Here is a 12,827-nt window from a genome sequence, read left to right as displayed (position 1 = left end):
CGGTCGGCGTGTCAGTCACGTGTCAGTCCTTGTCAGTGGTCAGTTGCCGGGGGCGGCAGGCGTACGTCGTGCACGGGGAGCGTCAACGGGCTCGGCCGCGGCGGCGGAGCCGACGCGCCGCCCGAGCGACCGGGGACGGCGTACGTCCGCCGCGCTGAAGCGGAGATCAGATGTCAAGGAACCGGACGTCCTTGGCGTTGCGCTGGATGAAGGAGCGCCGCTGCTCGACGTCCTCGCCCATGAGGATCGAGAAGATCTCGTCGGCCTGCGCGGCGTCGTCGAGGGTGACCTGCAGCATCAGCCGCTGCTGCGGGTTCATCGTGGTCTCCCACAGCTCCTCGGCGTTCATCTCACCGAGACCCTTGTAGCGCTGGACCGGGTTCTCCTTGGGCAGCTTCTTGCCCTGCTCGATCCCGTCGCGCATGAGCGCGTCGCGCTCGGCGTCGGAGTAGACGAACTCGTGCTCGTGGGGCTTGTTCCAGCGCAGCCGGTAGAGCGGCGGCTGCGCCATGTAGACGAACCCGTGCTCGATCAGCGGCTTCATGAACCGGAACAGCAGCGTCAGCAGCAGCGTGTTGATGTGGTGGCCGTCGACGTCGGCGTCGGCCATCAGCACCACCTTGTGGTAGCGCAGCTTGGCGAGGTCGAACTCCTCGTGGATCCCGGTGCCGAGGGCGGAGATGATCGCCTGCACCTCGGTGTTGCCGAGGACCTTGTCGATGCGGGCCTTCTCGACGTTGAGGATCTTGCCGCGGATCGGCAGGATCGCCTGGATCCGCGGGTCCCGTCCCTGCCGGGCGGAGCCGCCGGCGGAGTCGCCCTCGACGATGAACACCTCGCACTCGGCCGGGTTCGTCGACTGGCAGTCCGAGAGCTTGCCGGGCAGTCCGCCGCCGCCGAGCAGGCCCTTGCGGGAGCGGGCCAGGTCGCGGGCCTTGCGGGCCGCCATCCGCGCGGACGCGGCGGCCTGCGCCTTGCGGATGATGTCCTTGCCCTCGGCCGGGTTCTTCTCCAGCCACTCGCCGAGCGCCTCGTTGACGACGCGCTGCACGAAGCCCTTGGCCTCGGTGTTGCCGAGCTTGGTCTTGGTCTGGCCCTCGAACTGCGGCTCGCCCAGCTTGATCGAGATGATCGCGGTGAGGCCCTCGCGGATGTCGTCGCCGGAGACCCGGTCCTCCTTCTTCTTGACCAGGCCCCACTCCTCGCCCCAGTTGTTCACCAGCGAGGTCAGCGCCGAGCGGAAGCCCTCCTCGTGGGTGCCCCCCTCGTGGGTGTTGATGGTGTTCGCGAAGGTGTGCACCGACTCGGTGTAGGTGGTGTTCCACTGCATCGCGACCTCGAGGCTCATGCCGGCCTCGTTCTGCTCGGCCTCGAAGGAGATGACGCTGGGGTTGGCCTTGTCCTTGCGCCGGTTGAGGTGCTCGACGTAGTCGATCAGGCCGCGGTCGTAGCGGAACCGCTGCTCGAGCACCCCGCCCTCGACGCCGCGGATGTCGTCGGGGCCCTGGTCGACCTCGTCGGAGACGGTCTCGTCCTCGACCGCCTCGGCGATCTCGCCGGCCTCGGGCCGCTCGTCGCGCACCACGATCTCGAGGCCCTTGTTGAGGAAGGCCATCTCGCGGATCCGGTGGGTGATCGTCTCCAGGGAGTACGTCGTCGTCTCGAAGATGTCCGGGTTGGGCCAGAACGTGATCGTCGTCCCGGTCTCCTCGGTGGCCTCGAGCTGCTGCAGCGGGCCGTCCGGCTCGCCGATGCTGAACGTCTGCCGCCAGTGGTAGCCGCGGTTGCGCACGTCGACCTGGACCCGGGCGCTCAGCGCGTTGACCACGGACACGCCGACGCCGTGCAGACCGCCGGACACCTTGTAGCCGCCGCCGCCGAACTTGCCGCCGGCGTGCAGCATCGTCAGCGCCATCGTCACCGCGGGGATCCCCTCGGTGGGGTGGATGTCGGTGGGGATGCCGCGGCCGTTGTCCTCGACCTGGACCCCGCCGTTGGCGAGCAGGGTCAGGGTGATCCGGTCGCAGTAGCCGGCGAGCGCCTCGTCGACGGAGTTGTCGACGACCTCCCAGATCAGGTGGTGCAGGCCGCGCTCCCCGGTGGAGCCGATGTACATGCCCGGGCGCTTGCGGACCGCCTCGAGCCCCTCGAGCACCTGGATGGCGGAGGCGTCGTACTTGCCCTCCTCGACCGCGTGGGAGGAGCCGGCGGGAGCCAGGGCCGCAGCCGTGTCGGCGACCGAGTGGGCCTGGCCGTCGGGGGCGGCGGCGCCGTCGGCCACCGCTGGCGTCCGGCCGTCCGGGTCGGCCGCCGTGACGGGGTCGGCGGAGGGGGTGTCGGTCTCAGAGCTGGGCTGGTCGGCCACAAGCCATCCTTCGCGTTCGGGGTCGGAGCTCCACGCGCGCGCCGGGACCGGGCTCGCATGGCGAAGGTCGACCCCCGGAGGGGAGCGACCTCACCGTCCATCATACCCCGTGGGAGGCTTGTATCCGGGTTGTCCACCGTCGGATTCGGGGGGTCGGAGCGCGAGAAACATCGATTCCCGGCCCGCCAACGGCCATTGGAGGGCTTGGCAGGGGCGGTTTCTAGTCCCCATACCGGGGGACGCCGTCCAGATCGCTGCACAGCGGCCTGTGCGGACACCCGGGTCGTCGGCGGGATCGCCGGCAGGTCAGCCGTAGGTGTCGCGAGGGCCGCGCCCGTCCCGCACCGAGAGCCGGCCCTTCTTCCAGTGCGGCAACCGGGGCCCGGTGACGTCGATGATCCGGACCGTGCCGTCGCCGAGCTCCTGGTTCAGCCGGCGCAGCACCGTGGGCGCCAGCAGCTTCATCTCGGTGGCCCAGGCGGTGGAGTCGGTGCGGACGACGAGCTTGCCGTCGTCGAACCCCTCGGGCGTGCAGTGCTGGGCCACCTCGGCGCCGACCAGGTGCTCCCAGCGGGTGAAGACGCCGTGCACCCGGACGTCGGTCGCCCAGCCCTGGTCGGCGATCAGCCGCCCGATCGTGCTGTCGAGCAGCTGCGGGTCGCGGTCGTCGGGGTGCGCGCCGGAGGCCTTCGGGTCCGAGCGCGCCGGGCGGCTGCCCGGGCGGGCGGGGTACTTCTTCTTGGTCGTACGCCGGGTGCCGGCCATCCCGCGGGCGATGCTCCGGGCGAGGTCGAGCCCGGCGTCGTCGTGCTCCTCGCCGGCCGGCGGCATCGGCGCCGGCAGGAGCGGCGGCTCCGGGGGTTGGGGCTCCTGCTCACTCGACACGGGCGCCCACCTGCCCCTCGACCACGTCGACCCGCACCCCGTCGAGGGCCCGCGGCAGGTCCTCGGGCACGGCCGCGGTGACCAGCACCTGCTCGGCGCCGGCCACCAGCTCCGCGAGCCGCTCGCGCCGCTCGGTGTCGAGCTCGGCGAAGACGTCGTCGAGGATCAGGATCGGGTCGTCGCCGGACGCGCGGAGGAGGTCGTAGGAAGCGAGTCGGAGCGCCAGCGCGAAGGACCAGGACTCGCCGTGGCTGGCGTAGCCCTTGACCGGCAACGGGCCGAGCCTCAGCGCCAGCTCGTCGCGGTGCGGGCCCACCAGGCTGATCCCGCGGTCGAGCTCGTCGTCGCGGCGGCGCTCCACCTCGGCGAGCAGCGCCGCCGCGAGCACCGCCCGGTCCGGGGCCTGCGGCTCGTGCTCCGGCAGCTCCAAGGAGGGGCGGTACTCCAGCGTCGCATCGTCACGGGTGGCGCCGCGGGCGACCGCCTCGTAGGCGGTCCCGACCAGCGGCTTGAGCGCCTCCACCAGCGCGATCCGGGCCGCGAGCAGCTCCGAGCCGGTGCGGGCCAGGTGGGAGTCCCAGACCCCGAGGGTGGCCAGGGCCGACTCGCCGCGGCTGCTCCCGGGGCCGCCGCGGCGAGCCAGGCCGGCCGTCTTGAGGAGCGTGTTGCGCTGCTTGAGGACCCGGTCGTAGTCCGAGCGGACGCCGGCGTACCGCGGGGCACGCTGCACCAGCAGGTCGTCGAGGAACCGGCGCCGGTCGCCCGGGTCGCCCTTGACCAGGGTCAGGTCCTCGGGGGAGAAGAGCACGGTGCGGACCATGCCGAGGATCTCGCGGGCCCGGGGCAGGGGCGACCGGTTGATCCGGGCGCGGTTGGACTTGCCGGGGTTGATCTCCACCTCGAGCACGGCCTGCCGCTCGTCGCGCACCACGGCCAGCCGGACCACCGCCCGCTCGGCCCCGAACCGGACCAGCGCGGCGTCGCCGGCCACCCGGTGCGAGGAGAGCCGCGCGACGTAGTCGACCGCCTCGACCAGGTTGGTCTTGCCGTGCCCGTTGCGCCCGACGAAGGCGGTCACGCCCGGCCCGAGCGCGACCTCGGCGGTGGCGTAGGACCGGAAGTCGTGCAGGGACAGGTGGACGACGTGCACCGGCGGTTCAGCCTCCGGGCGTGCTGGGGGTGTCGCTGGTCTTGGGCGGGGCGTCGGTGTGCACCGCGTGGCCGCCGAACTGGTTGCGCATCGCCGCGACCGCCTTCATCGCCGGGCTGTCGTCCTGGCGGGAGACGAACCGGGCGTAGAGCGCGGCGGTGATGGCCGGGGTGGCCACGGCGTGCTCGATGCCGGCCTCGACCGTCCAGCGGCCCTCGCCGGAGTCCTCGGCGTAGCCACGGATGCCGGCCAGCGCCTCGTCCTCGTCGAGGGCGGCTACCAGCAGGTCCAGCAGCCAGGAGCGGATGACCGTGCCCTCGCGCCAGGAGCGGTAGACCTCGGTGACGTTGTCCACCATGTCGGCCTTCTGCAGCAGCTCCCAGCCCTCGGCGTAGGACTGCATGAGGGCGTACTCGATGCCGTTGTGGACCATCTTGGAGAAGTGCCCCGCGCCGACCTTGCCGGCGTGCACCCAACCGAACTCGCCGGGCGGCTTGAGGGCGTCGAAGATCGGCTGGACGGTCTTGATGTGGGCCGGGTCGCCGCCGGCCATCAGCGCGTAGCCGTTCTCCAGGCCCCAGATGCCGCCGGAGACGCCGCAGTCGACGAAGCCGATGCCCTTCTCGGCGAGCAGGTCGGCGTGGGCGATGTCGTCGGTCCAGCGGGAGTTGCCGCCGTCGATGACGATGTCGCCCTCGTCGAGCAGGTCGCCGAGCGCCTCGACGGTCTTCTGGGTGGGTTCGCCCGAGGGCACCATCACCCAGACCACCCTCGGCGAGGGCAGCGCCTCGACGAGGGCCTCCATGCTGTCGACGTCGCTGACGTCGGGGTTGCGGTCGAAGCCGACGACGGTGTGGCCTGCGCGGCGGATCCGCTCGCGCATGTTGCCGCCCATCTTGCCCAAGCCGATCAGTCCGAGCTCCATGCCTCTCCTCCCATGCGCACTGCTGGTCGTCGCGAGCCTACGCCCGGCTCAGGACAGCAGACGCCGGGGCATCAGCAGGTAGCGGAAGGAGAGGTCCGCCTCGCCGTCGAGGCTGTCCACGCCCGCCATTACGGCCGGCTTGGAGGCCTGCGTGAAGGCCAGCTCCACCACCGGCGCCTCGATGGCGGTGAGGCCGTCGAGCAGGAACTGCGGGTTGAAGCCGGTGGTCAGGTCGTCGCCGGTGATCGAGGCGTCGATCTGCTCGGTGGCCAGCGCCTCGTCGCCGCTGCCGGCGTCGAGCGTGAGCACCCCGTCGGCGAACGCGAGCTGGACCGCGGTGTTGCGCTCGGCGACCAGCGACACCCGCTTGACGGCCTCGACCAGGGTGGCCCGGTCGACCCGGGCGACGGTGAGCTGCTCGCTCGGGAACAGGGTGCGGACCTTGGGAAACTCCCCGTCGAGGAGCCGGGTCGTCGTACGGCGGACGCCGCCCCCGGCCGAGCCCTCGAAGCCGATGATCCCCTCGCCCTGGCCGCTGCCGGAGAGGGCGATCGTGACCTCGACGCCGGCGGTCAGCGACTTGGCGGTGTCGGCGAGCACCTTGGCCGGCACCAGCGCGGCCGCGCTGGCGTCGGTGGCGGCCGGGTCCCAGCCGAGCTCGCGCAGCGAGAGCCGGAACCGGTCGGTGGCGAGCAGCGCCAGGTCGGAGCCCTCGATCTCGATCCGGACGCCGGTGAGGACCGGGAGCATGTCGTCGCGGCCGGCGGCGGTCACCGCCTGGGCGACGGCGTTGGCGAAGACGTCGCTGCGCACGGTGCCGCTGGCCTGCGGCATGTCCGGGAGGGAGGGGTACTCCTCCACGGGCATCGTCTGCAGGCTGAACCGGGCGCTGCCGCAGGTCAGCGAGACCTTGGAGCCCTCGACCGACATCTCCACCGGCTTGTTGGGCAGCGAGCGGCAGATGTCGGCGAGCAGCCGGCCGGAGACCAGCGCCCGGCCCTCCTCGAGCACGTCGGCCGGCAGGGTCGCGCGGGCCGAGGTCTCGTAGTCGAAGCTCGACAGCGAGAGCCCGTCGCCGTCGAGCGAGGTGGTCTCGATGAGCAGCCCGGCGAGCACCGGTGCGCTCGGGCGCACGGGCAGGCTGCGGGCCGCCCACGCGACGGCATCGGCCAGGACGTCGCGTTCGACGCGGAACTTCACGGGTGGTTCGCCTCCTGCGGTGACTTGCGACCCGGACGGCTGTCGACAGCTGCGGCGGAATCACACGAAGGGCGTGCCGTCCCGGGGGTGAGCATCCTGCCACGCCCGGGGAGCAGACGACAGCGAGAGGGGTGAAGTTGTGGTTCGTCCGCCGGTGCGGCCGTGCCCCGATCCGGCTCGTCCCGGGCGGTTGTCCCCAGGGTGGGGCGCATCGAGGAGTTGATGGGGGAGGGGGACATGGAGAGACTCATCGTCTTCACAGGAGCGGTGGATACTGTGGACAACCCTTGTCTGCGCAGGTCAGACCTGGTTTGCCCGTCCGGCTGCCCTGTGGACACAGGGTGCACAACCTTGGGCGGCTGTGGTCGGACGGCGGCCGGGTGGCGGCGTACCCCCAGTCGTCCACAGGCCGTGCACGGCAGAACGACAATTCCGCACAGCCCGCTCCCCAGGCAGCTTCTTGTGGTTCCGGGACCGGGACCGGGGTCGAGAATCAGGACTGGCGGGCCTGCTGCTTGATCCGGTTGGTCAGCTCGGTGACCTGGTTGTAGACGCTGCGACGCTCCGCGAGCAGCTGACGGATCTTCTTGTCGGCGTGCATGACGGTGGTGTGGTCGCGGCCGCCGAACTGCTGGCCGATCTTGGGCAGCGAGAGGTCGGTGAGCTCGCGGCAGAGGTACATCGCGATCTGCCGGGCCGTGACGAGGACCCGGCTCCGGCTGGAGCCGCAGAGGTCGTCGATGGAGAGGCCGAAGTAGGCGGCGGTCTGGGCGATGATCAGCGCGGCGGTGATCTCCGGCTCGCCGCCCTCGGGGATCAGGTCCTTGAGCACGATCTCGGCGAGCGTCAGGTCGACCGGCTGCCGGTTCAGGCTGGCAAAGGCGGTCACACGGATCAGGGCACCCTCGAGCTCGCGGATGTTGGTCTGGATCTTGCTGGCGATGAACTCCAGCACGTCCGGCGGAGCGGTCATCCGCTCGGTGGCGGCCTTCTTGCGAAGGATGGCGATCCGGGTCTCGAGGTCGGGCGGCTGCACGTCGGTGATCAGGCCCCACTCGAAGCGGTTGCGGAGCCGGTCCTCGAGCGCCTCGAGCCGCTTGGGGGCGCGGTCGGAGGTGATCACGATCTGCTTGTTCGCGTTGTGCAGGGTGTTGAACGTGTGGAAGAACTCCTCCTGCGTCTGGATCTTGCCCTCGAGGAACTGGATGTCGTCGATGAGCAGGACGTCGACGTCGCGGTAGCGGCGCTGGAAGGTGGCCGCCTTGTCGTCGCGGATCGCGTTGATGAACTCGTTGGTGAACTCCTCCGAGCTCACGTAGCGGACCCGGGCCCCGTTGAAGAGGCTGCGCACGTAGTGGCCGATCGCGTGCAGCAGGTGGGTCTTGCCCAGTCCGGAGTCGCCGTAGATCAGCAGCGGGTTGTAGGCCTTGCCCGGTGCCTCGGCCACCGCGACCGCCGCGGCGTGCGCGAACCGGTTCGAGGAACCGATGACGAAGGTCTCGAAGATGTACTTCGGGTTGAGGCGTGTCTCCAGGGCGCTGCCGGGTTTCCGGTTCGCCTCGCTGGTGTACGGCGTGGGTCGATCAAGTGGATTTGTCGACATGTCGATGTTCTGGTGGTCCATCCCGCCGCCCGGGCGGTGGGTGTCGCGGGTGGTCGGCGGGTCGATGGCCCCGCTGTCCGAGGGGCGCAGCGACGCCCGGTCGGAGCTCTCCAGGTCCGGGTCCACGGTGACGGCGATCCGGATCTGCCGGCCGAAGGCGTGCCCGAGGGCGTCCTCCAAGCGGGTCCGCAGCCGGCCCTCGAGCTGGTTGCGGGTGAAGTCGTCGGCGACCGCGATGATCGCGGTCTGCTCGTGCAGCGTCACCGGCTGGCTGGCGGTGAGCCAGGCGCGCTGGTTGGGCGGCAGGTCCTCGACGAGGTGCCGCCAGACCGTGTCCAGTTCGACGACCGGCGCGCTCGCCGGCTCGCCGCCCTGATCGCCAGCGGTCTGCGAGAAGTCGTCCACGCGGTGTCCCATTCCCGTTCTGAGCCGGCCGAGAGGGGCCGGGATGGTGTCGGAGCGGGCGGTGAGCCCGCTTGTTCCACACAGTTGTCCACAGGCTGTGCATCCTGCCCCCACCACTGTCCGGGGGCGCCGAGCCGGGGAACCCGCAGCCGCGCTCCGTCGTCGACCCGGTCAGGAAACCGACCGCGTAGCGGCGGGAAGAGCGGTCCCCGGGGGGCGCGATGCTGCACCGAGGGGAGACCGAAGAGCGCGCCTCGAGGGGAACTCGGGACCGGGGTGACGCTAACAAGTCGGCCGCTTGTGGATCAAGCGGTTGTCCACAGGCTACGGCGCTTTCGGGGGACGGCCGCCCCGGTTTGACCCCCCGGCTGAGCCGCCGTACCGTTGGGCGGTCGGACCGGTATGTCGACCGGTGCCGCATGTCCACGGATGACCAGCCTGGTCATGGCGTTCGGGTCCGCCCGCAGATCGCCGCAGGCAGACCCCGCGGGTGGGCGGTGCCAGCCGACTTTATCCGGTCCCCGAGACCTGTCCACTCCCGACACACGGAGAACTGCTCGTGAGCAAGCGTACGTACCAGCCGAACAACCGCCGCCGTCACAAGGTGCACGGCTTCCGCCTGCGGATGCGCACCCGCGCAGGCCGCTCGATCCTCTCCGCGCGCCGCCGCAAGGGCCGCCAGAGCCTGTCGGTCTGAACCCGATCGCATGACCGCCCCGTGCTGACGCGGGAGCATCGGCTGACCTCGGGTCTGCTGTTCGCTCCGGCGATCCGTCGCGGTCGGCGGGCCGGCACCCGGACCCTCGTCGTGCACCTGCACGTCGCGGCTCCGGACGCGGGCACGTCGCCGCAGGTGGGTTTCGTCGTCAGCAAGGCGGTGGGCTCCGCGGTCACCCGCAACCTGGTGAAGCGCCGTCTCCGACACCTGACCCGGGAGCGACTCTCGTTGCTCCCGGGTTCTGCTGTGCTCGTGGTCAGGGCGTTGCCGCCGAGCGCGACGGCGACGTACGCCGAGCTGGGCGCCGATCTCGACCGGGCACTCTCCCGCGCCCTGGCACGTTCATGAAGTACCTCCTGATCGGCTTCCTGCGGCTCTACCGGCTGCTGATCAGCCCGTTGTACGGCCAGGTCTGCCGCTATCACCCCTCCTGCTCGGCCTACGCGCTCGAGGCGATCACGGTGCATGGCAGCCTGCGGGGCAGCTGGTACGCCGTACGCCGGCTCGGCCGCTGCCACCCGTGGGCCGCCGGAGGCTACGACCCGGTCCCCCCGAAACCGACTTCTCCACCAGACTCGAGGAGCCTGAGTGCTTGACTTTCTCTCCACTGTCGGCGGCGCGATCATGGCGCCGCTGTACTGGATCACCTCGGTCATCCTGTCCGGCTTCCACCGCGCGCTGAGTCCGATCCTGGGCGCGGACTCGGGCTGGGCCTGGGTGCTCTCGATCGTCGGCCTGACCCTGGTGATCCGGGCTGCCTTGATCCCGCTGTTCGTCAAGCAGATCAAGTCGAGCCGGAACATGCAGCTGATCCAGCCGAAGGCCCGCGAGCTGCAGAAGAAGTACGGCCACGACCGGGAGCGGCTGGCCCAGGAGACGATGAAGCTCTACAAGGAGACGGGCACCAACCCGTTCGCCTCCTGCCTCCCCTGATCGTGCAGATGCCGATCTTCCTGGCGCTCTTCCGGCTGATCAACCAGGCGGCGAACGGCAACATCCGCGGTGTCCTCACCCAGGACCAGGTGGACTCCCTGAGCCAGGCGACCTGGTTCGGGGCGCAGATCGCCGACCGGTTCACCGGCACCGACGTCGACGTCGCGGTCCGGATCCTGGCGGCGTTCCTGGTGGTCGCGATGACGGCGACGACGTTCCTCACCCAGCGCCAGCTGATGAGCAAGAACATGCCGGCCGACGCGATGACCGGGCCCTACGCCCAGCAGCAGAAGATGCTGCTCTACATCCTGCCGCTGGTGTTCGCGGTCGGCGGCATCGCCTTCCCGATCGGTGTGCTCATCTACTGGACCACCTCGAACCTCTGGACGATGGGCCAGCAGTTCTACGTGATCCGCAACAACCCGGCGCCGAACACCGCTGCGTTCCGTGCCAAGGAGGAGCGCGTCGCGCGCAAGGCCCAGCGCAAGGGCATCGCCCCCCGGCCGCCGAGGCCGGAGGGTCCACCGGAGCGACCGCGACCGAGGCGGGCACCGGGACGGCCGGTCCGTCCATCCCCCCGACACCAGCGCGGCAGCAGCCCAAGAAGCAGACCCGCAGCCAGCGCAAGAAGAAGACCGCCCCGCCGCGCAAGCCGGGCAGCCAGAAGCCCGGCGACGGCACGGCGCGCCGCGACGAGCCGGAGCCCGGACCCGCCACGGGCTGAGCCCCTGGCCCGGCGCGCGAGCAGCCGGGCACGGCGCGACCGGGTCGCACCGGAACGCGAGCACCCGGCCGGGCAGGCCGCCGCACCGGAGCTGCCGAACGGCTCCCCCTGAACCTTTCGTGAACCGAACCGCAGGAGTACGACGTGAGCGACGAGACCAACAGCGTCCCCGGCAGCACCGAGCACGCGGACGAGCCGACCGACCAGCCCGACCAGACGGGCGCCGTTACGGAGTCCCCGGAGCCGGAGAGTGCGGCCCCGGAGGACGAGGATGCCGCCGAGGACACCCCGGAGGACGAGGACACCCCGGAGGACGGCGATGCCGGCGACTCGGTGGACCAGGACGCCGAGGAGGGATCGCCCGAGGACTCGACGTCCGCCGGCAGCCCCGACGTGGCCCGGCTGGAGCAGCTCGAGCAGGAGGGCGACATCGCTGCCGACTACCTCGAGGAGCTTCTCGACATCGCCGACCTGGACGGCGATCTCGACATGGACGTCGAAGGCGACCGCGCCTCGGTCTCCCTCGTCGGTGGGGACCTGAGCATGCTCGTCGGTCGCAACGGCGAGGTGCTCGAGGCGCTGCAGGAGCTGACCAGGCTGGCGGTCTACCGCGAGACCGGAGAGCGCTCGCGGTTGATGCTGGACATCGCCGGCCACCGCGCCAACAAGCGGTCCCGCCTCGAGGCGCTGGCGGCCGAAACCGTGGCCCAGGTCAAGGAGACCGGGGAACCGGTCTCGTTGTCGCCGATGACTCCCTTCGAGCGCAAGGTCGTCCACGACGCCGTGGCGGAGGCCGGGCTGATCTCGGACTCCGAGGGCGTCGAGCCGCGACGTTACGTGGTCGTCCGTCCGGCGTGAGCGGATCCACCTCGTCCCCGGACGATGTTTCACGTGAAACACCCCCTGCGCCGGCCGAGGCGCAGGGGGTGTTCGGCTCCCGTCTGCCGCTCGCCGAGGAGTTCTGCCGACTTCTGGCCACCGAGGGGGTCGTGCGCGGGGTGATCGGACCGCGGGAGGCGCCCCGGCTGTGGGAGCGCCACCTGTTGAACTGCGCGGTGGTCCACGAGCGGATCCCGCGGGGCGTCACCGTCGCCGATGTCGGCTCCGGAGCAGGGCTGCCGGGCCTGGTCATCGCGATCGCCCGTCCGGACCTGACCGTGACGCTGGTCGAGCCCCTGTTGCGGCGTACGTCCTTCCTGGAGGAGGTCGTCGCCGCCCTGGACCTGGACAACGTCGTGGTCACCCGGGCGCGCGCTGAGGAGCTGCTCGGCACCCGTCACTTCGACGTGGTCACCTCGCGCGCCGTGGCTCCCCTGGGTCGGCTGCTCACCTGGTGCGTGCCGTTGGTCTCGCCGGGCGGGATGATGCTGGCCATGAAGGGCTCCTCCGCCGCCGGCGAGATCGAGGCCGCCGCGCGCGAGCTGCGCCGATTGCGCAGGTACGGGCCGGGCGAGCCTGAGGTGCTGCAGGCAGGGACGGGCGTGGTCGAGCCCGTCACCACGCTGGTCAGAGTGGCAGTGGTCGGTGCTGGCGGTTAGGTTGGCTCCGCGCACCCCCGTGTCTTCGCCGCACCAGCGGCAGCCCGCTGTGAAGGAGCCTGCCTCGTGAGTTCGCCTGCGCGCCCCGGTGTCAGCGTGGTCCCCGGACTGGGGTGGCCGGCCGGGATCGATACCGCGACAGGGAGCTTCGGCGGGTCTGAGCCGAGCGAGGTCGGCGGTGCCGAGCGGCCGGGTGCCGCCACGACCGTTCCCGGGCTGGGCTGGCCGACGCTCACGACGGCGCGGACCGGCCACTCCTCCGGCCAACAGTCCGATGTGGGCGAGGAGAGCGATCTGTCCGGTTCCAGCGACGACGACCGTCGCGGCGATCCGGTGGATGCCCCCCGCGCTGTGGACGAGGACGCCGCAAAGGGTGCGAAC

The 12,827-nt window shown here is 71.1% G+C and carries 11 protein-coding genes and 1 pseudogene; 6 read left to right on the top strand and 6 right to left on the bottom strand.

Annotation, left to right across the window (positions count from 1 at the left end):
• Positions 1 to 166 precede the first annotated feature (166 nt).
• The 6 genes from gyrB to dnaA all read right to left on the bottom strand — a co-directional run bounded on the left by gyrB (position 167) and on the right by dnaA (position 8,545).
• On the bottom strand, positions 167 to 2,281 hold the full coding sequence (gyrB, locus tag H9L09_RS09105) for a DNA topoisomerase (ATP-hydrolyzing) subunit B (RefSeq protein WP_425491726.1): 2,115 nt from the start codon (positions 2,279 to 2,281) through the stop codon (positions 167 to 169).
• Between the two features lie 390 nt (positions 2,282 to 2,671).
• Positions 2,672 to 3,250 (bottom strand): DciA family protein, encoded by a 579-nt coding sequence (locus H9L09_RS09100; RefSeq protein WP_246456381.1) that lies wholly within the window; start codon positions 3,248 to 3,250, stop codon positions 2,672 to 2,674.
• Positions 3,240 to 4,400: a DNA replication/repair protein RecF gene (gene recF, locus H9L09_RS09095; RefSeq protein WP_187580290.1), complete on the bottom strand. Its 1,161-nt coding sequence runs from the start codon at positions 4,398 to 4,400 to the stop codon at positions 3,240 to 3,242. Before recF ends, H9L09_RS09100 begins: the two co-directional genes overlap by 11 nt.
• 7 nt (positions 4,401 to 4,407) lie before the next feature.
• Entirely contained in the window at positions 4,408 to 5,325 is a 918-nt protein-coding gene (gnd, locus tag H9L09_RS09090) for a phosphogluconate dehydrogenase (NAD(+)-dependent, decarboxylating) (RefSeq protein WP_187580289.1), read from the bottom strand.
• A 48-nt stretch (positions 5,326 to 5,373) separates the two neighbouring features.
• Entirely contained in the window at positions 5,374 to 6,525 is a 1,152-nt protein-coding gene (gene dnaN / locus H9L09_RS09085; protein ID WP_187580288.1) for a DNA polymerase III subunit beta, read from the bottom strand.
• Between the two features lie 493 nt (positions 6,526 to 7,018).
• On the bottom strand, positions 7,019 to 8,545 hold the full coding sequence (gene dnaA, locus H9L09_RS09080) for a chromosomal replication initiator protein DnaA (RefSeq protein WP_187580287.1): 1,527 nt from the start codon (positions 8,543 to 8,545) through the stop codon (positions 7,019 to 7,021).
• A gap of 547 nt (positions 8,546 to 9,092) precedes the next feature.
• Here dnaA and rpmH point away from each other — a divergent pair.
• The 6 genes and pseudogenes from rpmH to rsmG all read left to right on the top strand — a co-directional run bounded on the left by rpmH (position 9,093) and on the right by rsmG (position 12,446).
• Complete coding sequence (gene rpmH / locus H9L09_RS09075) at positions 9,093 to 9,230, top strand: 50S ribosomal protein L34 (protein ID WP_187580286.1); 138 nt, start codon at positions 9,093 to 9,095, stop codon at positions 9,228 to 9,230.
• 21 nt (positions 9,231 to 9,251) lie between these two features.
• Complete coding sequence (gene rnpA, locus H9L09_RS09070; RefSeq protein WP_187580285.1) at positions 9,252 to 9,599, top strand: ribonuclease P protein component; 348 nt, start codon at positions 9,252 to 9,254, stop codon at positions 9,597 to 9,599.
• Positions 9,596 to 9,847, top strand: coding sequence for a membrane protein insertion efficiency factor YidD (gene yidD, locus H9L09_RS09065; RefSeq protein ID WP_187580284.1), 252 nt, complete (start codon positions 9,596 to 9,598; stop codon positions 9,845 to 9,847). The genes rnpA and yidD overlap by 4 nt, the downstream gene beginning before the upstream one ends.
• A gap of 28 nt (positions 9,848 to 9,875) precedes the next feature.
• Positions 9,876 to 10,908 (top strand): annotated as a pseudogene (gene yidC / locus H9L09_RS09060) (membrane protein insertase YidC).
• A gap of 393 nt (positions 10,909 to 11,301) precedes the next feature.
• Positions 11,302 to 11,766, top strand: coding sequence for a Jag family protein (locus H9L09_RS09055; protein ID WP_425491725.1), 465 nt, complete (start codon positions 11,302 to 11,304; stop codon positions 11,764 to 11,766).
• A 68-nt stretch (positions 11,767 to 11,834) separates the two neighbouring features.
• Positions 11,835 to 12,446, top strand: coding sequence for a 16S rRNA (guanine(527)-N(7))-methyltransferase RsmG (gene rsmG, locus H9L09_RS09050; protein WP_246456378.1), 612 nt, complete (start codon positions 11,835 to 11,837; stop codon positions 12,444 to 12,446).
• Positions 12,447 to 12,827: the final 381 nt, after the last annotated feature.

It is taken from the genome of Nocardioides mesophilus (genome assembly GCF_014395785.1).
GTDB classification, from domain to species: Bacteria; Actinomycetota; Actinomycetes; order Propionibacteriales; family Nocardioidaceae; genus Nocardioides_B; species Nocardioides_B mesophilus.
This window is presented reverse-complemented; position numbering and strand designations above follow the sequence as displayed.